The organism is Flagellatimonas centrodinii (assembly GCF_016918765.2).
In the GTDB taxonomy this organism is placed as follows: Bacteria; Pseudomonadota; Gammaproteobacteria; order Nevskiales; family Nevskiaceae; genus Polycyclovorans; species Polycyclovorans centrodinii.
In genome coordinates this window covers 1,022,920-1,045,857 of record NZ_CP092104.1, presented here as the reverse complement: position 1 = coordinate 1,045,857, position 22,938 = coordinate 1,022,920, and the positions used below count along the sequence as shown (strand labels likewise).

The 22,938-nt window shown below is 65.2% G+C and carries 16 protein-coding genes; 15 read left to right on the top strand and 1 reads right to left on the bottom strand.

What is annotated here, in order from left to right; all coding sequences use genetic code 11:
- Nucleotides 1-247: 247 nt before the first annotated feature.
- The 15 genes from JN531_RS05000 (at nt 248) to urtE (ending at nt 20,727) form a co-directional block, all read left to right on the top strand.
- Entirely contained in the window at nt 248-928 is a 681-nt protein-coding gene (locus JN531_RS05000; RefSeq protein ID WP_228347761.1) for an acetoacetate decarboxylase family protein, read from the top strand.
- A gap of 301 nt (nt 929-1,229) precedes the next feature.
- Nucleotides 1,230-2,735, top strand: a complete 1,506-nt coding sequence (locus JN531_RS04995) for a flavin-containing monooxygenase (protein ID WP_228347760.1) — start codon at nt 1,230-1,232, stop codon at nt 2,733-2,735.
- 172 nt (nt 2,736-2,907) lie between these two features.
- On the top strand, nt 2,908-3,471 hold the full coding sequence (ahpC, locus tag JN531_RS04990) for an alkyl hydroperoxide reductase subunit C (RefSeq protein WP_228347759.1): 564 nt from the start codon (nt 2,908-2,910) through the stop codon (nt 3,469-3,471).
- A 191-nt stretch (nt 3,472-3,662) separates the two neighbouring features.
- Nucleotides 3,663-5,240, top strand: coding sequence for an alkyl hydroperoxide reductase subunit F (ahpF, locus tag JN531_RS04985; RefSeq protein WP_228347758.1), 1,578 nt, complete (start codon nt 3,663-3,665; stop codon nt 5,238-5,240).
- 124 nt (nt 5,241-5,364) lie between these two features.
- Complete coding sequence (locus JN531_RS04980; RefSeq protein ID WP_228347757.1) at nt 5,365-6,207, top strand: HDOD domain-containing protein; 843 nt, start codon at nt 5,365-5,367, stop codon at nt 6,205-6,207.
- Nucleotides 6,208-6,310: 103 nt separating this feature from the next.
- Nucleotides 6,311-7,540, top strand: coding sequence for an MBL fold metallo-hydrolase (locus JN531_RS04975; protein WP_228347756.1), 1,230 nt, complete (start codon nt 6,311-6,313; stop codon nt 7,538-7,540).
- 189 nt (nt 7,541-7,729) lie between these two features.
- Complete coding sequence (atzF, locus tag JN531_RS04970; protein ID WP_228347755.1) at nt 7,730-9,541, top strand: allophanate hydrolase; 1,812 nt, start codon at nt 7,730-7,732, stop codon at nt 9,539-9,541.
- Nucleotides 9,542-9,552: 11 nt separating this feature from the next.
- Nucleotides 9,553-13,152: an urea carboxylase gene (uca, locus tag JN531_RS04965; protein WP_228347754.1), complete on the top strand. Its 3,600-nt coding sequence runs from the start codon at nt 9,553-9,555 to the stop codon at nt 13,150-13,152.
- Nucleotides 13,153-13,162: 10 nt separating this feature from the next.
- Nucleotides 13,163-13,873, top strand: a complete 711-nt coding sequence (locus tag JN531_RS04960) for a GntR family transcriptional regulator (protein ID WP_228347753.1) — start codon at nt 13,163-13,165, stop codon at nt 13,871-13,873.
- A gap of 83 nt (nt 13,874-13,956) precedes the next feature.
- The gene (locus JN531_RS04955) at nt 13,957-14,967 is read left to right on the top strand and encodes an outer membrane beta-barrel protein (protein WP_228347752.1); all 1,011 of its coding nucleotides are present in this window, start codon (nt 13,957-13,959) and stop codon (nt 14,965-14,967) included.
- 42 nt (nt 14,968-15,009) lie between these two features.
- Nucleotides 15,010-16,281, top strand: a complete 1,272-nt coding sequence (gene urtA / locus JN531_RS04950; RefSeq protein ID WP_228347751.1) for an urea ABC transporter substrate-binding protein — start codon at nt 15,010-15,012, stop codon at nt 16,279-16,281.
- Nucleotides 16,282-16,444: 163 nt separating this feature from the next.
- Nucleotides 16,445-18,082, top strand: coding sequence for an urea ABC transporter permease subunit UrtB (gene urtB / locus JN531_RS04945; RefSeq protein WP_228347750.1), 1,638 nt, complete (start codon nt 16,445-16,447; stop codon nt 18,080-18,082).
- A complete protein-coding gene (gene urtC / locus JN531_RS04940; RefSeq protein ID WP_228347749.1) occupies nt 18,082-19,173 on the top strand; it encodes an urea ABC transporter permease subunit UrtC in 1,092 nt (363 codons plus the stop codon). Before urtB ends, urtC begins: the two co-directional genes overlap by 1 nt.
- Entirely contained in the window at nt 19,170-20,006 is an 837-nt protein-coding gene (gene urtD / locus JN531_RS04935) for an urea ABC transporter ATP-binding protein UrtD (protein WP_228347748.1), read from the top strand. Before urtC ends, urtD begins: the two co-directional genes overlap by 4 nt.
- Before the next feature lie 25 nt (nt 20,007-20,031).
- On the top strand, nt 20,032-20,727 hold the full coding sequence (gene urtE, locus JN531_RS04930; protein WP_436233304.1) for an urea ABC transporter ATP-binding subunit UrtE: 696 nt from the start codon (nt 20,032-20,034) through the stop codon (nt 20,725-20,727).
- A gap of 56 nt (nt 20,728-20,783) precedes the next feature.
- Here the strand turns inward: urtE and JN531_RS04925 are convergent, their stop codons facing one another.
- Complete coding sequence (locus JN531_RS04925; protein ID WP_228347746.1) at nt 20,784-22,931, bottom strand: PQQ-dependent dehydrogenase, methanol/ethanol family; 2,148 nt, start codon at nt 22,929-22,931, stop codon at nt 20,784-20,786.
- Nucleotides 22,932-22,938 lie beyond the last annotated feature (7 nt).

Sequence of the window (22,938 nt, the reverse complement as noted above, 5' to 3'; positions counted from 1 at the left end):
TGTCCTCTTTGCACGGCGTGGCCCCGCATCGGATTGACCGGCGGTGCCGCTGTTGGATTGTGTGTCGCGCGGCATGCGCATGGCCGCCGGGCGAGCCCCGAGTATAGGCGGGGATGCCATCGCAAGCGCCCGCCCACGGTAGGGGCTGGCCGGCCGCATCAAGAGATTGGCCGCATTCCTCAGTTGCGGTCGTATGCCGGAGCCGATGCAGCGGGCACAATGGAAAGCCCCTGCCACGAGCGCCCCGATGAACCCGCCCGCCCCGCCGACCGTGACCGATGCACCTGCGCCCTGGGCACTGACCGGCCGCGGCTATATCTCGTTGCTGCGATTCCCCGAGGGCCATCCGGCACAGGATGCCTTCGTGCCGCCGCAGTTGGCTGGGCAACGGGGGCGGGGGCGCCAGGCTCTGCTGATGTTTGTCGACTACCAGCAGTCCGCCGTCGGGCCGTATCACGAGCTGCTGTTCATCCCCGGCGGCTTCCCGTTTGCCGACGGGCGCCGGCATCTGTCGATCAGCCGCATCTTTGTGTCGAGCATGGACAGCGTGGTCAACGGCCGTCGCAACTGGGGGATCCCCAAGGAGCTCGCGCAGTTCGACGTGCGCTATCGCGACGGCGGACTCGACCGGGTGCGGTTGTCGCAGGGGGGCACGGTGTTTGCCGAGCTCGACTACAGCCGCTTTCCGCTGTCGCTGCCGTTCACCACAGCATTGGTGCCGCGGGCCTGGCGCACGCTGGGGCAGCAATATGAGGGCCAGACCTTCATCTACACCCCGTCGGCGCAGGGCTGGGTCCGGCCGGGGCGCTTGCGGGCGGCGCGAATCGACCCGGCGGTGTTTCCCGACGTCGGCGCCGCCCGCGACCTGTTCACCGTCGAGGTGCCACGTTTCGCCATGCGCTTCCCGGTCGCCAACCGCCCCACCTGACGGGGGTGCCCTCGCGACGGTCATGCCCACGGCCCCCCGGCACGGCACTTCGGGACCCGCTCGAGTCCGTCCTGGATCGCTCGACGCTGGACGTCGTGTCCAGCGACGGTCCCGAAGCGCCGTACCGCGCGTCCGCCTGAAGCATCGTGCATGCTTGACCGATTCCCGGCGCCAAATGGCGCATACTGATGTGACAGTCATCGATGGCGAGAAAGCGAATGCGCCGGATGCTGCACTGCGGCATCGTGCCGTTGGCGGTCGCCCCAGATTCCGTGGCGCCTGGACCTGAGAGGAATACATGATGAAAAACAATCACTTCGATGTGCTGATTATCGGCGCAGGCTTGTCTGGCATCGGCGCGGCCTGCCATCTGGTCCGCGAGTGCCCGAAGAAGTCGTTTGCGGTACTGGAGCGGCGCGAGGCGATCGGCGGTACCTGGGACCTGTTCCGCTACCCCGGCATCCGCTCCGATTCCGACATGTACAGCTTCGGCTACAGCTTCCGGCCGTGGACTGAACCGCGGGTGCTCGCCGACGGGCCCTCGATTCGCCGCTATGTCAATGAAACTGCTCAGGAATATGGCGTCGACAAGCACATCCGCTTCGGTCGCAAGGTGCTCAGCGCCGATTGGTCCAGCGCCCTTGGGGTGTGGACCGTGGAGGCGCTCGACGAACAGACCGGCAAGGCCGAGCGCTACACCGCGGGCTTCGTCATCGGCTGCACCGGGTACTACAACTATGACGCCGGCTATCGGCCGGATTTTCCCGGCGAAAAGGACTTCAAGGGCCAGATCGTGCATCCCCAGCATTGGCCCGAAACGCTCGACTACAAGGGCAAGCGGGTGGTGGTGATCGGCAGTGGTGCCACTGCCATCACCCTGGTGCCGTCGATGGCCGACACCGCCGAACACGTCACCATGCTGCAGCGATCCCCCACCTACATCCTCACGGTTCCGGCCGTCGATCCGATCGCGCGCAACCTGCAGCGGCTGCTGCCGAGCAAGCTGGCCTACCGCCTCAACCGCGGGCGCAACATCGCGATCAACCGCTTGCTCTATCGCATGGCCCGCGCGCGGCCCAAGGTGGTCAAGCGGCTGCTGCTCGGCCTGGTGCGCAAGCAGCTGGGCGGCACCATCGACATGCGCCACTTCACGCCGCACTACAACCCCTGGGATGAACGTCTCTGCGTGGTGCCCAACGGCGATCTGTTCAAGGCGCTGCGCAGTGGCCGGGCGTCGATGGCGACCGATCACATCGAGCGTTTCACCAAGACCGGCATTCAGCTGAAGTCGGGCGAACATCTCGACGCCGACATCATCGTCACCGCCACCGGGCTTGATGTGCAGATGCTCGGCGGGGTGAAGATGGCGGTGGATGGCGAACCGGTGCAGATCAACCAGCTGCTGACCTACAAGGGGGTGCTGGTCGAAGGCATCCCCAATGCCGCCATCGTCTTCGGCTACACCAACATCTCGTGGACGCTGAAAGCCGACATCGCCAGCGAATACGTGTGCCGCCTGCTCAAACACATGGACCGCAAGGGCTACACCCGCGTGGTGCCACGCGATCATGGCGACAACCTCACCGATGACACTGTGCTCGGCGCACTGTCATCGGGGTACATCCGCCGTTCCGCCGACCGCCTGCCGCGACAGGGGCGGGAAATGCCCTGGCAGGTGCGCCAGGACTACGTCCGGGATGCGCCGATGCTGCGGTTCGGCGATATCGAGGACGGCTGCCTCGAGTTCGTTCGTGGCAGCGCCGCGCCGGTGGCGACCGCACCCCCGGCACGGGCTGCCGCCGGGTAGCGCTGTCGCGGGATGCTGACGAGGCGAAACCACGGGCCCCGGCATGATGCCGGGGCCTTTTCATTGTTACAGCCTATGAAGCTGATACAAACAATTCACTTTATTAATGAAGGGCGCGCGCGTAAGGTGCGGCCCATCGTCGTAACCACTCACCCATCAAGAGGAAGCACGCATGTCGTTGATCAATACTCAGGTTCAGCCCTTCAAGACCCAGGCCTATCACGCGGGCAAGTTCGTCGAAGTGTCGGACCAGAGCCTGAAGGGCAAATGGTCGGTGATCGTTTTCATGCCGGCGGCCTTCACCTTCAACTGCCCGACTGAAGTCGAGGATGCGGCAGACAACTATGCCGAGTTCCAGAAAGCGGGCGCCGAGGTTTACATCGTGACCACCGACACGCATTTCTCGCACAAGGTGTGGCACGAGACCTCCCCGGCAGTGGGCAAGGCCCAGTTCCCGCTGGTGGGTGACCCGACGCACCAGCTCACCCGCGCCTTCGGCGTCCACATTGAAGAAGAAGGTCTGGCCCTGCGTGGCACCTTCATCGTCAACCCGGACGGCGTGATCAAGACGCTCGAGATCCATGACAACGCCATCGCGCGTGACATCAAGGAAACCGTGCGCAAGCTCAAGGCTGCCCAGTACGTCGCCAACAACCCGAACGAAGTCTGCCCGGCCAAGTGGAAGGAAGGCGAAAAGACCCTGAAGCCCTCGCTGGACCTGGTTGGCAAGATCTGAGCCCTGCCCCCGCAGGCTCGGATATCAGCGCGGCGCGAACCGTCCCTCCCCTCTCCGCGCCACGCTGATGTTGAGCGTCGCGGGCCGGCACCCCTCCCGGCCCGCGACTTTTTATCCCCTCCGGTCGTTGTGGACGCGCCTGTCGATGACAGGGGCGTGGGCATCGGCCGGCCGATTTTCCGGAGAACGTCATGCTGGACACTGATCTGAAGTCGCAACTGCAGGGCTATCTGGAGCGCGTCACGCGTCCCATCGAGATCGTCGCCAACCTCGACGACAGCGAGGGCAGTCGTGACATGCGCAGTCTGCTCGCGGATCTGGTGTCGTTGTCCGACCGGATCAGCGTAACCGAGCAGTCCGACCCCGATGAGCGGATCCCATCGTTCAGTCTCGGCACGCCCGGCCAGGAGATCCACCTGCGCTTCGGCGGGCTGCCGCTGGGCCACGAGTTCACCTCACTGGTGCTGGCCTTGCTGCAGGTGGGCGGACATCCGCCGAAGGTCAGTGACGAGGTGATGGCGCAGGTGCGCGCACTGAAGGGGCCGTTGCGCTTCGAGACGTTCTTCTCGCTGTCCTGCCAGAACTGCCCCGATGTGGTGCAGGCGCTCAATCTGATGGCGGTCCTCAATCCCGACATCGAGCACGTCGCGATCGATGGAGCGCTATTCCAGGACGAGGTGGAGCGCCGCCAGGTGATGGCGGTGCCCAGCGTGTTCCTCAACGGCGAACCGTTTGCCTCCGGCCGCATGGGCGTCGAGGAAATCCTCGCCAAGGTCGATACCGGTGCGGCCGACCGGGAAGCCGAAAAGTTGAAGGATCGCGCGCCGTATGACGTCCTCATCGTCGGCGGCGGTCCGGCCGGCGCTGCGGCTGCCATTTACGCGGCGCGCAAGGGTATCCGTACCGGCGTGGTGGCCGAACGCTTCGGCGGCCAGGTCGCCGATACCCTCGGCATCGAGAACTTCATCTCGGTGACGGAAACCGAAGGCCCGAAACTGGTGGCCGCATTGGAAGAACATGTGCGCCAGTACGATGTCGATGTCATCAAGCTGCAGCGCGCCAATGCCCTCAGCGAAGGCACTGAGTATCTCGAACTGGGGCTGGAGAGCGGTGCCACGCTCAAGGCGCGTTCGGTGGTGCTCGCCACCGGCGCGCGCTGGCGGCAGATGAACGTGCCCGGGGAAGACACCTACCGGAACAAGGGCGTTGCGTATTGCCCGCACTGCGATGGTCCCTTGTTCAAGGGTAAACGGGTGGCGGTGATCGGTGGTGGCAACTCCGGGGTCGAAGCGGCGATCGATCTCGCTGGCATTGTCAGCCATGTCACCCTGATCGAGTTCGACCACCAGCTGCGCGCCGATGCGGTGTTGCAGCGCAAGCTCGGCAGCCTGCCCAACGTCCGTATCATTACCTCGGCGCAGACCACTGAGGTGTTGGGTGACGGTCAGCGGGTCAATGGCCTGACCTACACCGACCGCAAGAGCGGTGACAGTCACCGCGTCGAGCTGGAGGGCATTTTTGTTCAGATCGGGTTGCTGCCCAACAGCGACTGGCTGAAGGGCAGTGTCGAGCTCAGTTCGCGGGGTGAAGTGGTGGTGGATGCGCGCGGCCAGACGTCGCTTCCGGGCGTGTTTGCGGCGGGTGACGTCACCACGGCCCCCTACAAGCAGATCATCATTGCCATGGGCGAGGGCTCGAAGGCGGCGCTGAGCGCCTTTGATCATCTGATCCGGCAGTCGGCGCCCGAGGCGGACCGCAAGGCAGCCTGAGCCGCGCGCACTCGTCGGCTCCAGCCGACCGCCGGGGGACTTCGCTGCGCGATGCACCCCCGGCGTCGGTGACCATGCAGCACGCGGATCATTCCGGTCCGCGACACTGCCTGAGGGATGCCCCATGGGCTGCGCCACCGTTGAGCTCGAAAGTCGTATTTATGAGCAGCTCGAAGCCGGGCGGCTGCGGCTGCCGTCTCTTCCGGATCTCGCCCTGCAGGTCAACGAGATCACCCAGAGTGATCGTGGCAGCGCCGGGCAGGTGGCGGCTGCGGTGGCGCGCGATCCTGCATTGTCGGCCCGATTGATTCAGGCGGCCAACAGTGCGGCCAGTGGCAGCCGGGTCAAGGTGCAGAGCCTGCCGGCGGCCATCACCCGTCTCGGTCTGCAGTACACCCGGGCGCTGGTCAGCCGTCTGGTGATCGAACAGATGTTCTTTACCCGGCAGCCGGCACTGGCTGAATTGATGCGGGTCACTTGGGCACGCAGCGTGGAGGTGGCAGCACTGAGTGAGGCGCTGGCCTCATATCGCACGCCACTGCGACCGGAAATTGCCATGCTCGCCGGCTTGTTGCACCTGATCGGGATGCTGCCACTGATCCGTCAGGTGGAAGCCGATCCGGACTGGGGTGGCGGCCGGCCCTCGTTGCTGCCGCTGCTTGAGCGTCTGCACCCGCAGGTCGGGCAGCGCCTGCTCAAGCATTGGGGCTTCTCGCCACAATTGCAGGAAGTGCCGGTGGCGTCGCTGGACATCATGCGCGACACCCGCGGCCCCCCCGATTACACCGACCTCGTCATCGTTTCCCGGTTGCAGCTCGGCACCTACAGCCCGCCGCAGCTGGCGGCGGTCGATGCCGACTGGGCGCCGGCCACCACCAAGCTCGGGTTGGCGCCCGGTAGCGTGGTCCTCGAAATGCCGCCGGTGCAGGCGGGCTATCAGCAGGCGATGACCCGGTTGCGGGCATAGCGCGCCCGTATCCGAATGATGCAGGCCCCGCACACCTACGGCACACTCTCATGAAATGAATCTGGTCCGGGCGATGACCCGGGCGCGTGTCCGAGGAGACCCCATGATGCGTTTCATGTCCGCCCGCCTCGCGGCTGCGGTGTCGCTGTTTGTCGTCGGTCTGCTGGTGTCAGCCTGTGGCAGTGAGGGGCTGGTGCCGCCGGACGGGACTGACGCCCCCGGCCTGGGGGGCTCTGCCGAACGCATCCCGCTGGCGGCCTGGACACCGCTGCCGCCGGCACCCCCGGTGTCGCCGGAAGTGGCGCTGGCACGGCAGCAGTTTCTCGGGCCGGATGCCGTCGAGCCGGGCAAGGTGAAGTTGTGGTGGGTCGGCGTATCCAGCTTTGTCGCCACAGGCGGCGGGCACCTGTGGTTGTTCGATGCCTGGGAACCCATCGGGATCCAGAAGGACTACGTGCCGATCGGCCGTGATGAACTCGCGGCCATCGCGCCGGAGGTGATCTTCATCGGGCACGGCCATTTCGACCATGCCGCCGACGCCGGTTTCATCGCCGGGCGCAGTGGTGCGGTGGTGGTCGGGTCCGACACCATCTGCGATACCGCCAAGGCGGACGCCGCCCGCGACGGCAATGCGGCCAACTTCCGCTGTCTCATCACCGGCACCGAGGACACGCCGACGCCGGGGACATTGCAGATGGTCAAGGTGTGGGCCGACCTGCCGCCGGTCGGGGTGCTGCAACACATCCACAGTGCACTGTCGCCCTCCACCTTCGAGCTCGGCGACACGCCGTTTATTCACGTGCCCAATCTGTTGCCGTTTCTGGGGTACCTGAACGGTGATCCGCAGGAGCTGCTGCGGTTTCTCACGACGTTGCGCGACGGGCAGGGCGGTACCTGGGCTTACCATTTACGCTTCGACGACTTCAGCCTGTTCTGGCACGACTCCACTGGCCCCATCACCGACGCCGAGCCGGGCGGCCCGGAGGTGCGGGCGGCATTGGCGGGGCTGCCGGACTGCGTCGATGTGCAGGTCGGCGCCATCGTCGGCTTCAACCAACCGCTGTCGGGCCTGCGAGATCCACGTCTCTATGTCGAGCATGCGCATCCTCGGGTGTTCCTGCCCACACATCACGACGCCTGGGCGCCGGTCGTCGGCGGCGGTTCGGTAGCCTACGAGGCTGAGTGGCGTGCCGAGATGGCCGCATTGCCGCATCCTCCGCTGCTCGATTATCTGCACGACCCGGTTGATTACCTCCAGCCACGGACCTACGACATCCGCGATCCCATCTGGGCCGAGCCGATGCCAGGGTCGGCATGCGCTGCCGCGCAGTGATGGCGCGACGCCTGCACCCATCGGGTGCCCGCGCACTGCTTTGGCACGACCCGATGGCCGGCCGGTTGCCGCAGTGAATGACCGGCAACTATCTGACTTGAAAGCATAAATCGTCGGGCGCAGTCCGAAGAAGCGTTTTGGCACAGGCCTTGCTGAACACCGTCTTGTACACAAGATGGTGCGCAAGACGTGGCAAACGCCTGGACGATCTCTGACTGGACCACCGCCTACCAGGGCGGCCTGTCGCCGCTGACGGCAATGGCGGCGCTGTCGGCCCGCTGCGTGGCGACCGAGCCGGACTGGATACTGTGCCTTGATGCCGCCGCCCTGCAGGCGCAGGCCGAGGCGCTGATGGAACGGTTCGAGGCGGCCGGCCGTGACTGGGCCGCCTTCCCGCTGTTCGGTGTGCCCTTCGTGGTCAAGGACAACATCGATGTCGCGGGTCTGCCGACCACGGCGGCCTGTCCGGATTTCGCCTACCTGCCGGAACGCTCGGCGACGGTGGTGCAGCATCTCACGGCAGCCGGAGCGCTGCTGCTGGGCAAGAGCAACCTCGACCAGTTCGCTACGGGGCTGGTGGGGGTGCGGTCGCCCTACGGCGCGGTCCCCAACGCGTTCAACCCGGACTATGTCAGCGGCGGTTCCAGCTCGGGGTCGGCCACGCTGGTGGCGCGGGGGCTGGCGGCCTTTTCGTTGGGCACCGACACCGCGGGTTCGGGGCGAATTCCGGCGGCCTTCAACAATCTGGTGGGGGTCAAGCCGACCCGCGGATGGTTCAGTACCCTTGGCGTGGTGCCGGCGTGCCGCACGCTCGACTGCGTATCGATTTTTGCCCATACCCTGGACGATGCGACGCAGGTGGCGGCGGTGCTGGGACGCTTCGACAACGCGGACCCTTATGCCCGTCCAGCCCCGGCAATGATGGCGGCGCGGCGCCTGCCGGCTGCGCCGCGACTGGGCGTACCGGCGGCGCCTCAGTTCTTTGGAGATCATCTGGCGGCGGCCGCATTCGACCGTGCCAGCGCCCAGTTGAGCGCACTGGGTGCGACGCTGGTGCCACTGGATTTCACGCCGCTGCATGCGCTCGCGGATCTGCTCTACGACGGCCCCTGGGTTGCCGAGCGGCAAGCGGCGATCGCCGACTTTCTGACCCGCCCGGGCGTCACCATGAATCCGGTGGTGCAGACCATCATCAGCCGTGGCGATGCATTTTCTGCGGGCGATGGCTTCCGCGCCGACTACCGCCGCGCCGAGCTGGTACGCGCCGCCCAGGGCCTCATGCGCGACGTGGATGCCCTGGTGGTACCCAGCGCACCGAGCATCTACACCATTGCCGATGTTGAGGCATCGCCGGTGGAGCTGAACACCCGGCTGGGGACCTACACCAACTTCGTCAATCTCATGGACGGCTGTGCCCTGGCGCTCCCGGCCGGCTTCCGCGACGACGGGCTGCCGGCCGGCATTACGGTGATTGCAGGTGCATGGGAGGACGCCGCACTGCTCGATTTCGGGCGGCGTTGGCAGCGGCAAGTGCCGTGGTCGTTGGGTACGAGCGGTCGGGTACCCGAGCCGGTGCCACAACCACCGGCAGCACCGGGGCCGGATCAGGTGCGGGTGGCGGTGGTCGGGGCCCACCTCAGCGGGATGCCGTTGAACTACCAGCTCACCGAGCGCTCGGCGGTGCTGGTCGAGAAAACGCACACCGCCGACGACTATCGCTTCTACGCATTGCCAGGCACCGTCCCGCCCAAACCCGGACTGGTCCGCACCGGCCACGGCGCCGCCATCGAGGTGGAGCTGTGGGACATGCCGACGGAGGCATTCGGCAGTTTTGTCGCCCTGATTCCGGCCCCGCTGGGCATCGGCACCCTGGCGCTGGCCGATGGTCGTAGCGTCAAGGGCTTCATCTGCGAGGCCTGGGCCACCGCCGACGCCCTCGATATCACTCACTTCGGCGGTTGGCGGGCCTTCATGGCCGCCGAGCGCGCACGCGCGGCCTGAAGGATCTCTCCATGTTCCGCAAAGTCCTGATCGCAAACCGTGGCGAAATTGCCGTCCGCATCGCCCGTACCCTGAAGTCCATGGGTGTGGGCAGTGTCGCGGTCTTCTCGGATGCCGATCGCAACAGCCTCCATGTGCGTCTGGCCGACGAGGCGGTTGCGCTGGGGGGCAACGCGCCCGCTGACAGCTATCTGCGGGGTGACAAGATCATCGCGGCGGCGAAGGCCACCGGTGCCGAAGCGGTGATTCCGGGCTACGGGTTCCTGTCAGAGAACACGGCATTTGCGGATGACTGCGCACGTGCCGGCATCGTCTTTGTCGGACCGACGCCAGACCAGATCCGCCGCTTTGGCCTCAAGCATGAATCACGGGCCCTGGCGGAAGCGGCAGGCGTGCCCCTGACCCCGGGGACAGGCCTGCTCGACAGTCTTGAAGCCGCAGTGGTGTCGGCCCGCGAGATCGGCTATCCGATCATGCTCAAGTCCACCGCCGGCGGGGGCGGCATCGGCCTCACCCGCTGTGACAGCGAAGCGGAGCTGGCCGCCGCGTTTGCCACCGTACAGCGGCAGGGGCAGAACTTCTTCAGCGACAGTGGCGTGTTCATCGAGCGCTATGTCGAGAATGCCCGCCACGTCGAGGTGCAGATCTTCGGGGATGGTCACGGCAAGGTGGTGGCACTGGGCGAGCGTGACTGCTCATTGCAACGGCGCAACCAGAAAGTGGTGGAGGAAACCCCGGCGCCCAACCTGCCGGCGGCCACCCGCGATGCCTTGCTTGCCGCCGCCGTGCGACTGGGCGAGTCGGTGGCCTATGCCAACGCCGGCACGGTCGAGTTCATCTATGACCCGGCCCGGGATGACTTCTATTTCCTGGAGGTGAACACGCGCCTGCAGGTGGAGCATCCGATCACCGAAGCCTGCACCGGTGTCGACCTGGTCGACTGGATGATCCGTACCGCCGCCGGCGAGCCACCGGACCTGGCGCAGTTCCGCTGTCAGCCGAGGGGTGCGGCGATGGAAGTCCGCATCTACGCCGAGGACCCGGTGCGCAACTTCCAGCCGTCCCCCGGCATCCTGACCGAGGTGGCGTTTCCTGCGGAGGCGCGTATTGATGGCTGGGTCACCACCGGCACTGAGGTGTCGCCACATTACGACCCGATGATCGCCAAGCTGATCGTCCACGGAACGGATCGCGACGATGCCATTGCCAAGCTGCGGACCGCGCTCGACCAGACCCGGCTGGCCGGCATCGCCACCAACCTCGACTACCTCCGGCAGATCATCGCCAGCCCGGCTTTCGCCAGTGGTGCGGTATTCACGCGCTTTCTCGACAGCTTCGCCTATGCCGCGCCGGTGATCGAGATGATCGACCCCGGCACCTACACCACCGTGCAGGACTATCCCGGCCGCGTCGGCTACTGGGATGTTGGCGTACCGCCCTCGGGGCCGATGGACGATTTCGCCTTCCGCATGGCCAACCGTATCGTCGGCAACCCGGCGGATGCGGCGGGGCTCGAATGCACCATCCTCGGGCCGACCCTGCGCTTCCACCGCGATGCCTGCGTTGCCCTCACCGGCGCCCCCACGCCGGCGACGTTGGATGGCGAGCCGTGTCCGTTCTGGACCCCGCAGCCGGTGCGTGCCGGCCAGGTCCTAAAGATCGGCAAGGCCGAAGCAGGATGCCGGACCTACCTTGCGGTGGCGGGGGGCTTTGATGTGCCGGTGTATCTCGGGTCGCGGGCGACGTTCGCGCTCGGGCAGTTCGGCGGCCATGCCGGTCGGCCGCTGCGCGGCGGCGACATGCTGCGGCTCACCGAGACCACGACCCTGCCGCAGGCGGCGCCGGCGCCAGCGGCGATGATCCCGACCTACGACACGCACTGGACCGTCGGCGTGCTGTACGGACCGCATGGTGCACCGGACTTCTTCACCGAAGCCTCGATCGAACAGTTCTTCGCCACCGACTGGGAAGTGCATTACAACTCCAACCGGCTTGGCGTCAGGCTGATGGGGCCGAAGCCGGAATGGGCACGCACTGACGGTGGCGAAGCCGGCCTGCACCCGTCCAACGTTCACGACTGCGAGTACGCCATCGGCGCGGTCAATTTCACCGGTGACATGCCGGTGATCCTGACCCGCGACGGCCCCAGCCTGGGCGGTTTCGTCTGCCCGGTGACGATTGCCCAGGCCGAGCTGTGGAAGATCGGTCAGGTCAAGCCGGGGGATCGCATCCGCTTTCAGCGCATCGATTTCGACGAGGCGCTGGCACTGCAGAAGGCGCAAGACCGAGCCATCGAGACGCTGACCCCCATCCCCAAACCGGGGGGCGCACGAGTCCTGCACCGGCCGCAGGGCACGGTGTCGGAATGCGTGCTGGCCGAGCTTGCGCCGGAGGGGAGCCGGCCGGCGGTCGCCTACCGGCAGGCAGGGGATACCTACATCCTGCTGGAATACGGGCCGATGGTGCTGGACCTGCGCCTGCGCCTGCGGATCTACGCGCTGATGCAGGCCCTCCACGCCGATCCGGTCCCCGGCATTCTCGAACTGTCGCCCGGCGTGCGCTCGCTGCAGATTCACTATGACAGCCGCCGTATCACGCAGGCGGCCCTGCTCGATGCGCTACTGGCCGCCGAGCATCGACTGCCGGATATCGCCACCTTGCGGATTCCCACGCGGGTGGTGCGCTTGCCGATGGCCTGGCAGGACAGTGCCACCCTCGATGCCGTCGCCCGCTACCGTCAGTCGGTGCGCGACACCGCGCCGTGGCTGCCGAGCAATGTCGAGTTCATGCGCCGTATCAACGGGCTGGATTCGGTGGAGACGGTGAAGCGCACCGTGTTCGACACGCGCTACATGGTGCTGGGGCTGGGCGACGTGTACCTGGGCGCACCGTGCGCGGTCCCGGTGGACCCGCGGCACCGGCTGCTCACATCGAAATACAACCCGGCGCGCACCTACACCGCCGAGGGCACCGTCGGTATCGGCGGGGTCTACATGTGCATCTACGGCATGGATTCACCCGGCGGCTATCAGTTGATCGGCCGCACCCTGCCGATCTGGAACACGTTCCTGAAAAATCGGGCCTTCGCCAACGGCGAACCGTGGTTGCTCAAGTTCTTCGACCAGGTGCAGTACTACGAAGTCAGCGAAGACGAGCTCACCGCCATGCGCGACGACTTCCGCGAAGGCCGGCTGTTGCCGGACATCACCGAGGAAGTCTTCGACATCGCCGCGCATGAGCGCTTTCTCGCCGACAACGCCGACAGCATCACCGCCTTCAAGGCCAAGCAGCAGGCCGCCTTTGCCGAGGAAGTGGCGCACTGGCGGGCCGATGCGGCGATGTCGCCGGACGTCGTTCCCGAGCCACCGGCAATGCCCATGGAGGACGCCGACGGCCAGCCGGTATTCGCCGACATCAGCGGCAACATCTGGAAGCTTCTGGTGGAAGCCGGGCAGGCGGTGGCGGCCGGTGATCCCTTGCTGATCGTCGAGGCGATGAAGATGGAGTTCACCGTTCCGGCCCCGGTGGAGGGCACCGTGTCGGCGCTGCGCTGTCAGGCCGGACGACCGGTGAACGCCGGCGATGCGTTGCTCTACATCACCCCCGCCTGAGGACATGCCGATGAGTGCTGACAAGGTCATCAATCTGCGTCGCGGGCGCGACCGTGGCGAGAATCTGGCCGAGCGGATCTACGCCCAACTCAAGCAGGACATCTTCGAGTTCCGGCTATTGCCCGGCGATCGCTTCAGCGAAAACGAGATCGCCGAGCGCATGGAGGTCAGCCGGACACCGGTTCGCGAGGCGCTGTTCCGTCTGCAGCGCGAGGGCTATGTTGAGGTCCTCTATCGCAGCGGCTGGCAGGTACGGCCGTTTGATTTCAAGTCGTTCGAGGATCTTTATGACATCCGCATCATTCTCGAAACGGCGGCGGTCAAGCGCCTGTGTGAGCACGAAACGCCGCCAGCGCCGCTGTCGGACCTGAAGCGCATCTGGCTGGTACCGGCCGCCGAGCGCCTCACCGATGGCGTCACCGTATCGGCGCTTGATGAACGCTTCCACGAAATGCTGGTGGAGGCCACCGGCAATAGCGAGATGGCACAGATGCACCACGCGGTGACCGAGCGCATCCGCATCGTGCGGCGGCTCGACTTCACCAAGCCACCGCGAATCGAAGCCACCTACATCGAGCACGGAAAGATCCTCCGGGCGGTGCTGCAGCGCCGTGCCGACCAGGCTCAGCTTTTGCTCAAGAGCCACATCGAGGAAAGCAAGGCGGAGGTTCGCAAGATCACCGTTCACATGCTTCACACGGCCCGCAGAGGCCAGCAATGAAGACCGTAGGCAGGGAGGGGAAACCCGTCACCGGCATCGGCTGGTGGCCCGTTCAAAGGCAGTCACACTTTGGGAGATTACACATGAAGCAGCAATATGCAGGGACACACCGGGCCCAGGCCTGGGCACGGGCAGCGGCACTTGTGACGGTTGGCGCAGTCGGCGCCATGCCCGTCGCGCATGCCGAGATCGAACTGGGGAACGGCATCAGCATCTCCGGTTTTCTCGACATGTCGTATTCATCGTTCAGTCCGGATGGCGGATCGAGCACGGAAAGTATTGGCATCGATCAGTTCGAGACCACCTTCAAATATGCCGGTTCGAGTGGGGTCTCCGCCCAGGTCGACATCGAATACGGCGAAGGCTTTGATGGCAGTGACGACGAAACTTTCGTCGAACAGGCGTTCGTCACCAAGGCGTTCACCGAGCAGTTCAGTGTGAAAGTGGGCCGCTTCCTCAGCTATAGCGGGTGGGAAACCGAAGAGCCGACCGGTTTGTTCCAGTTCAGCGGCACCGGCTATGCCAAGTATTTCTACGGCTTCTACCAGAACGGCGTATCGGCCTACTACGACGGCGGCAGCTTCGCCGCCATGGGGTCTGTGGTCACCAGCGCCTTCAATCCGCTGGACCGCAACAGCACCGACGGCGTCGACGACGAGATGGGCTACGAGTTCGGCCTGGCGCTGATGCCGGTGGAAGGCCTGACTGCAAAAGCGTTCTACATCGTCGACCAGGACACCGACACCGACATCATCAATTTCTGGACCGCGTATTCGGTGTCGGGATTCACCTTCGCCGGCGAATACAACGTGGTCGAGTACGGCACGTCCAGTGCTGTCGTTGATGGTGAGGGCGATGGCTATCTGCTGATGGCCAACTACGCCACCGGTCCCTTCGGCATCACGCTTCGTTATCACGACTTCGAGATCGAGAGCGCCACCGGCGTCACCGTCGACGATGGCAGCGCCATCACCCTGTCGCCCAGCTACAAGATCGGCGACAACCTGCTGCTGGTGACGGAGTACCGGATGGACGAGTCGGACACCAACGGCGATTCGGATTCGTTCGCGATCGAAGCCCTGTTCACGTTCTGAGCCACGTCCTGAACGGACGTTATCAACCAAGGAGTATCTGTCATGAAACTCAAATCCATTCTTGCGGCCGCCACACTCGGCGCCGCCAGTGTTGCGGCGCAGGCCGCAGACACCATCAAGGTCGGGGTGCTGCACTCGCTCTCCGGCACGATGGCCATCTCCGAAACCACGCTGAAGGACACGGTCCTGATGCTGGTCGACGAGCAGAACAAGAAGGGGGGGCTGCTCGGCAAGAAGCTGGAAGCCGTGGTGGTCGATCCCGCGTCCAACTGGCCGCTGTTCGCCGAGAAGGCGCGTGAGCTGCTGGCCAAGGACAAGGTGGACGTGGTCTTCGGCTGCTGGACCTCGGTGTCGCGCAAGAGCGTGCTGCCGGTGTTCGAGGAGCTGAACGGCCTGCTGTTCTATCCGGTGCAGTACGAAGGTGAGGAGTCTTCCAAGAACGTCATCTACACCGGCGCTGCGCCCAACCAACAGGCGATTCCGGCGGTGGACTACCTGATGAACGATCTGGAAGTCGAACGCTGGGTGCTGGCGGGCACCGACTACGTCTACCCGCGCACCACCAACAAGATTCTCGAGGCCTACCTCAAGGCCAAGGGCGTGGCAGCGGACGACATCATGATCAATTACACGCCGTTCGGGCACTCCGATTGGCAGTCGATCGTGTCCGAGATCAAGGCGTTCGGCTCCACCGGCAAGAAGACGGCGGTGGTGTCCACCATCAACGGTGATGCCAACGTGCCGTTCTATAAGGAACTGGGCAACCAGAAGATCTCCGCCGAAGACATCCCGGTGGTCGCCTTCTCCGTGGGGGAAGAAGAACTGTCCGGCATCGACACCGCGCCGCTGGTCGGTCACCTCGCCGCCTGGAACTACTTCATGAGCGTCGACACGCCGGAGAACGCGGCGTTCATCAAGCAGTGGAAGACCTTCATCAAGAACGACAAGCGCGTCACCAATGATCCGATGGAAGCGCACTACGTCGGCTTCAACCTGTGGGCGCAGGCGGTCGAAAAGGCCGGCACCACCGATGTCGATGCCGTGCTGACCGCATTGCCCGGCCTCGAAACGCCGAACCTCACTGGTGGCACCGCCAAGATGCTGGCCAACCATCACATCACCAAGCCGGTGCTGATCGGCGAGATTCGTGATGACGGTCAGTTCGACGTGGTGTGGGAAACCGAAGGTGAAGTGGCGGGTGACGCCTGGTCGGACTTCCTGCCCTCCAGCAAGGTCATTGAAGCCGACTGGGTCGATCTGAAGTGTGGCAACTACAACACCGAAACCAAGGAATGTTCGGGTCAGAACTACTGAGGCCTGCCTCCCGCGTTTGATGTTGTCCGAGAAGCCAAGCAGTGCGCCTGCGGTCGGGGGGCACCCATTGGCGCTGTTGTTGCGGTCCCCGGTGTGGCGGCGGGTTCTCCTGCCCGTCGCCACCCCATCAAGAACAGTTTCAACAACGGTTTCCTGGAACCTCATGACCCGAACCCCGTCACCGATACTCCGCTGGTGCGCCGTGCTGATACTGGGACTGTGTGCCGGCCTGGCGCACGCCGATGTGTCGTCGGCCGACATGGCATTTGCTGAAACGGTGCGAGCGCTGCCCGACGCTGGCTTCCGCGACAAGGGCGACAAGGTGCAGGCCCTGGTGTCCGCGCGGCATCCGCAGGCGCGTTCGGTACTGGCTGCGCTGCTGGACAATCGGCTATACGCCACCGACGGCGGCGTCTATATCGCCGACCCTGAACAATCCGATGCATCGGTGCCGATCTGGCGCGATGCGTTGACCGGGGCCCTGGCCCCGGATGCCGCACCCGGTTCCCGTGACCGCGTGCGCACCAACAACCGGCTGCGCTCACAACTCAAGCGCGGGCTGGCCCAGTTTGACCTTGCCGATCCCGATGACGACGTCCGGATCCGCGCGGTACGCGAGCTCAGTGGTGATCTCGATGCCGACATGGAGGCACTGCTGGAAGCCCAGGTCGACGCCGATGACAGCGACCGCGTGCGCCGTGAAATCGCCATCGCGCTGGCGGTGCGTGACCTCGCCGCCGACACTGCGGATCAGCGACTGGCGGCCCTCAAGACGCTGGTGGGCGAGCAACGCAATCTGGTCTACAACCGGGTCAAGCCGCTGACCGATCCGGCGATTGAAACCGACCCCGAAGTGCGCGCGCTGGCCACCCGGGTGGTGGGCGATATCGACGGCTGGCGGCAGGTCTATGGCGCGCTGGAGACGCTGTTCTTCGGTTTGTCGCTGGGCTCGGTACTGGTGCTCGCGGCGATCGGGCTGGCCATCAGCTTCGGCGTGATGGGCGTGATCAACATGGCCCATGGCGAACTGATCATGATTGGTGCCTACACCACCTACGTGATGCAGTTACTGCTGCCCAATCACATCGGTCTGGCGCTGGTGCTGGCAGTGCCCGCCGCCTTCTGCGTGTCGGGGCTGGTGGGGGTCGCCATCGAGCGCGGGGTGGTGCGGTTCCTCTATGGGCGCCCGCTGGAAACCCTGCTCGCCACCTTCGGCCTGTCGCTGGTATTGCAGCAATTGGTGCGGTCAATCTTCTCGCCGTTGAACCGCTCGGTCGCCTCGCCCGACTGGATGCAGGGCCTGTGGCAGATCAACGACCTGTTCTCCGTCACCTACAACCGGTTGTTCATCATCCTCTTCACCCTGGTGGTGTTCGCCTTGCTGCTGGGGGTGCTCAACCGCACCTCGCTGGGTCTGAAGGTGCGGGCGGTCTCGCAGAATCGCGCCATGGCCCGGGCCATGGGCGTGCGCACGGCACGGGTGGATGCGATGACCTTCGGTCTCGGCTCGGGCATTGCCGGCATCGCCGGGGTGGCCCTGTCACAGCTGACCAATGTCGGCCCCAACCTCGGTCAGGCCTATATCGTCGACTCCTTCATGGTGGTGGTGTTCGGCGGGGTCGGCAATCTCTGGGGAACGCTGATCGGCGGCCTCAGTCTCGGTGTCCTCAACAAGCTGCTGGAGCCGACGGCGGGCGCGGTGATGGCCAAGATCCTGGTACTGGTCGGTCTCATCCTGTTCATCCAGCGACGCCCGCGCGGGCTGTTTCCGCAGAAAGGCCGTGCGGCGGAGGGCCACTGATGACCCCCCGATCGATACTCGGCAGCAGCCGCGGCGGCCAGATCTTTCTGGCGGTGATGGCGGCGCTGGCGGTGCTGGTGCCGGTGCTCAACCTGCTGGTGCCGGCGGACACCGCACTGCACCTGCCGGACTACTGGGTGACGCTGTTGGGCAAGTATCTCAGCTATGCCTTGCTGGCCATCGCCATCGACCTCATCTGGGGCTACTGCGGCATCCTCAGCCTCGGCCACACCGCTTTCTTCGCGCTCGGTGGCTACGCCATGGGCATGTACCTGATGCGGCAGATCGGCACGCGCGGCGTCTACGGACATCCCGAACTTCCGGATTTCATGGTCTTCCTCAACTGGGAATCGCTGCCCTGGTACTGGCAGGGCTTCGACCAGTTCTGGTTCGCCATGCTGATGGTGCTGCTGGCGCCCGGCCTCCTCGCCTTTGCCTTCGGCTGGCTGGCCTTCCGCTCGCGCGTCGGCGGGGTCTATCTGTCGATCATCACCCAGGCCCTCACCTATGCCCTGATGCTGGCGTTCTTCCGCAACGAGATGGGCTTCGGCGGCAATAATGGGTTGACCGATTTCAAGGACATTCTCGGGCAGGACCTGCAGTCGCCGTCAACCCGCATGGGGCTGTTTCTCGCCACCGTGCTGGCGCTGACCCTGGGCTATCTGGCCTGCCGCTATCTCACCGGCTCGCGCTTCGGCCGCGTCATCGAGGCGATCCGCGATGCCGAGAGTCGCACCCGTTTCATTGGCTATCGGGTCGAGTATTACAAGCTGGCGCTGTTCACCTTCTCGGCCATGCTGGCCGGTGTCGCGGGCGCGCTCTATGTGCCGCAGGTGGGCATCATCAACCCGGGCGAGTTCTCGCCGATCAATTCCATCGAGGCGGTGGTGTGGGTGGCGGTGGGCGGTCGCGGCACGCTGTTCGGCGCCGCACTTGGTGCCGGCATCGTCAACTACGCCAAGACCTGGTTTACCGCGGTATTTCCGGAGATCTGGCTGTACGCGCTGGGGGCGCTGTTCATCGGCGTCACCCTGGCGCTGCCGCGGGGCGTGGTGGGCCTGCTGTCCCGCCGCAAGGGAGATCGCGCATGAGCCTGCGCGACACGATTCACGAGCTGACCCGGCGCGACAAAGTCTTCGACTTCGTCAACCGGCCGACCGAGCGTCCGAGCCGGGTCGATCTCAGTCACAACACCATCCTCTATCTAGAAGACATCACGGTCAGTTTCGACGGCTTCCGCGCGTTGAATGCACTGACGCTGTACATCGATGCCGGCGAGTTGCGCTGCATCATCGGGCCCAATGGCGCCGGCAAGACCACCATGATGGACGTGATCACCGGCAAGACCCGACCGGATGCAGGTCAGGCCTGGTTCGGTCAGACCTTCAACCTGCTGCAGATGGATGAACCGGAGATCGCCCAGGCCGGCATCGGCCGCAAGTTCCAGAAGCCGACGGTGTTCACCGAGCACACCGTGTTCGAGAACCTGGAGCTGTCGCTGGCCGGGCCACGCGGGGTCTGGCATGCGCTGTTCGCCCGTCTCAGCGGCCCGCAGCGGGATCGTATCGACGAGGTGCTGGAGATCATCGGGCTGAAGGGCCACTACGGCCAGCGCGCCGGCAGCCTGTCCCACGGCCAGAAGCAGTGGCTGGAAATCGGCATGCTGCTGATGCAGGAGCCGCAACTGCTGCTGGTGGATGAGCCAGTGGCCGGGATGACGCCGCAGGAAACCGAACGCACCGCCGAGCTGCTGACCTCGCTCGCCGGCAAGCGCTCGGTGGTGGTGGTGGAGCACGACATGGCCTTCGTCCGATCCATTTCGCGCAAGGTCAGCGTGCTGCACGAGGGCAGCGTACTGGCCGAAGGCAGTATCGACGACGTGCAGAACGATGCCGAAGTCCGGCGGGTGTATCTCGGTGAATGACATGACGGCCACCGCATTCGAGCCGCTGCTGCAGACCCGCGGCGTCAACCAGTTCTACGGCGGCAGCCATATCCTCTGGGATGTCGGTCTCGACGTGCAGCCCGGCTCCATCACCTGCCTGATGGGCCGCAACGGCATGGGCAAAACCACCCTGCTGAAATGCGTGATGGGCCTGTTGCCGATTCGCGAGGGCAGCATCCACTTCGGTGGCGAGGATTTGTTGCGGCGCCCGGCCGAGGCCCGCGCGGGTCTCGGTATCGGCTACGTGCCGCAAGGCCGCGAAATCTTCCCCCAGCTCACCGTCGAGGAAAACCTGCAGCTTGGTGTCTACGTGCGTCCGGACCGCGACCGCACCGCGCTGGAGCCCATCTACGACACCTTTCCGGTGCTCAAGCAGATGCTGCGACGGCGGGGGGGCGATCTCTCCGGGGGGCAGCAGCAGCAGCTGGCCATCGGCCGCGCGTTGGTGTTCAACCCGCAGCTGTTGATTCTCGACGAGCCCTGCGAGGGTATTCAGCCCAACATCGTTGCCGAGATCGGCGATCTGCTGATTCGACTCAACCGCGAGACCGGGCTCACCGTGTTGCTGGTGGAGCAGAAGCTGCCGTTTGCCCGCCGGGTGGCAACCGATTTCCGCATTCTCGACAAGGGGCGGCTGGTGGCCGGCGGTGCCATCGATGGCCTGTCTGACAGTCTGGTGCAGAAACACCTGAGTGTGTGAGCACAAAAAAGGCCGGCCGCCCGCAGGGGCGACCGGCCATTGGCAGTGCAGCTATCTCATGATGTGGGCTGAGCCACCACCGCCTTTACATCGTGGGCCCGCTTGATGATGTACTGGTGGATCGCCTCCACCTGCTCCGCATCGAGCTTGTCCATCACCGACGGCATGCCCTTGCTGGCATAGGCGCCGGCGAGGATGCCGGTGAAGATCTTGTGGGTCTCTGGCGTCATGTAGCGCAGGTCCGGCAACACGCTGCCGGAGATGGCGTTGGGGCCATGGCACATGCCGCAGTGACCGTTGTAGAGGGTCCGGCCCTGGTCGATCACCTCGGCGCTGGCGGTCAGTTCCGGCGGCTCGGGCAGGTCCAGGGTGACGTTGCGCGGCGGCGGCAGCGTCGCCTTGCCACCCAACTTGTAGGTGAGCACGCGGGCCTCCGGATGCACCTTGGCCGGCTCCGACAGTGCGCCAAGCGCCAGCGGGAAGGCGCCGCCCCAGCCGGCTGCCACAGTGACGTACTGCTCACCGTTGATTTCATAGGTGACGGGCCCCGCCATTACGCCGGTGTTGGCCGGGGTTTCCCACAGCTTGTCGCCGTTGGCGGCGTTGTAGGCGACGAAGCGACCATCGGCGGTGCCCTGAAACACCAGACCCCCAGCGGTGCTCAGCGTGCCGCCGTTCCACACGGTGACATAGCTCTGGCGCCAGACTTCCTTCTGGGCCACCGGGTCCCAGGCCACCAGATGACCCTTGTGGGCCCCTACGGCATCGGCCAGCGCCTTCTCGTCCTCCGGCAGGGCAATCGGTTCGGAGCCCATGTGCCAGGTGCCCTTGCCGCCGTACTCTTCATCCGGATTCGGCACGAAGTAGGCGACGGCCTCCTGCATCGGGATGTACACCAGGCCGGTGTCCGGGTTGAACGACATCGGCTGCCAGTTGTGCGCGCCCAGCGGGCCCGGTGATACCAGTGCCGGCTTTTCCGACCAGTCGGCTTCCGGGTTTTCCACCGGACGGCCGGTCTCCATATCGACATGGGTGGCCCAGTTGGCCGGCGCAAACTTCTCGGCGCTCAGCAGCTCGCCGGTCTTGCGATCGAGCACGTAGAAGAAGCCGTTCTTCGGTGCCTGCATCAACACCTTGCGCATCTCGCCCTTGATCTCCAGATCGGCCAGGATCATGTGCTGGGTCGCGGTGTAGTCCCAGGTATCGCCCGGCGTGGTCTGGTAGTGCCACACGTACTCGCCGCTGTCCGGCTTGAGCGCGACGATGGAGGACAGGAACAGGTTGTCGCCGCCACCGGGGCTGCGCACCTCGCGACTCCAGCTGCTGCCGTTGCCGACGCCGATGTAGAGCAGATCCATCTCCGGGTCGTAGGCCATGGCATCCCACACCGTGCCGCCACCGCCGAACTTCCACCAGGCATCGCCCTTCCAGGTGGGCAGAGCCAGTTCCATCGCCTTGTCTTCGGCCGGCTTGGACGGATCGCCCGGCACCGTGAAGAAGCGCCACAGCTGCTTGCCGGAATCGGAATCGTAGGCGGTGATATAGCCGCGCACACCCAGCTCGGCGCCGCCGTTGCCGATGATGACCTTGCCCTTGATGATGCGCGGCGCACCGGTGATGGTGTAACTGCGGTTGGCATCGAGCACCGTGTTCACTTCCCAGGCGACGGCGCCGGTCTTGGCATCGAGCGCGATCAGGCGGCCGTCATAGGCACCGACATAAACCTTGCCCTGCCACACCGCGACGCCGCGGTTGGCGACACCACAGCAGCCGTCGCGGCCCTTGTCACGCGACACTTTGGGGTCGTACTTCCACAGTTCCTTGCCGCTGACCGGGTCCAGCGCCGAGACGATGGAGAAGGCACCGGTGACGTACATCACGCCATCGACCACGATGGGGGTGGCCTCGGTGGCGCGGTCCACGTCCAGCTTGTACTGCCAGGCCAGGCCGAGCTCGTCGACGTTCTCGAGGTTGACCTTCTTCAGCGGGCTGAACCGCTGCTCGCTGTAGGTACGGCCATGGCTGAGCCAGGCGCCCGGCTCGCTGTCGGCATTGATGATGCGCGCGCCATCAACCTGCGCCACCTTGGCCTCGGCTGCAGCGGCCGGCGCGGCTTCGGTCGCCGGCGCCTCCTTTTTGCCACAGGCGATCAACAGGGTGGCTGCCATGACGATGGCGAGGGGTTTCAATTCGTGGATGTTCATCGATGAC

Bases quoted from the DNA above. Each gene is read 5' to 3' on its own strand.
- ahpC (WP_228347759.1), top strand. From the start codon at position 2,908: ATGTCGTTGATCAATACTCAGGTTCAGCCCTTCAAGACCCAGGCCTAT.
- JN531_RS04925 (WP_228347746.1), bottom strand. From the start codon at position 22,931: ATGAACATCCACGAATTGAAACCCCTCGCCATCGTCATGGCAGCCACC.
- urtA (WP_228347751.1), top strand. From the start codon at position 15,010: ATGAAACTCAAATCCATTCTTGCGGCCGCCACACTCGGCGCCGCCAGT.
- JN531_RS04960 (WP_228347753.1), top strand. From the start codon at position 13,163: ATGAGTGCTGACAAGGTCATCAATCTGCGTCGCGGGCGCGACCGTGGC.
- urtC (WP_228347749.1), top strand. From the start codon at position 18,082: ATGACCCCCCGATCGATACTCGGCAGCAGCCGCGGCGGCCAGATCTTT.
- uca (WP_228347754.1), top strand. From the start codon at position 9,553: ATGTTCCGCAAAGTCCTGATCGCAAACCGTGGCGAAATTGCCGTCCGC.
- urtB (WP_228347750.1), top strand. From the start codon at position 16,445: ATGACCCGAACCCCGTCACCGATACTCCGCTGGTGCGCCGTGCTGATA.
- JN531_RS04975 (WP_228347756.1), top strand. From the start codon at position 6,311: ATGATGCGTTTCATGTCCGCCCGCCTCGCGGCTGCGGTGTCGCTGTTT.
- urtD (WP_228347748.1), top strand. From the start codon at position 19,170: ATGAGCCTGCGCGACACGATTCACGAGCTGACCCGGCGCGACAAAGTC.
- JN531_RS05000 (WP_228347761.1), top strand. From the start codon at position 248: ATGAACCCGCCCGCCCCGCCGACCGTGACCGATGCACCTGCGCCCTGG.
- JN531_RS04980 (WP_228347757.1), top strand. From the start codon at position 5,365: ATGGGCTGCGCCACCGTTGAGCTCGAAAGTCGTATTTATGAGCAGCTC.
- JN531_RS04955 (WP_228347752.1), top strand. From the start codon at position 13,957: ATGAAGCAGCAATATGCAGGGACACACCGGGCCCAGGCCTGGGCACGG.
- JN531_RS04995 (WP_228347760.1), top strand. From the start codon at position 1,230: ATGAAAAACAATCACTTCGATGTGCTGATTATCGGCGCAGGCTTGTCT.
- ahpF (WP_228347758.1), top strand. From the start codon at position 3,663: ATGCTGGACACTGATCTGAAGTCGCAACTGCAGGGCTATCTGGAGCGC.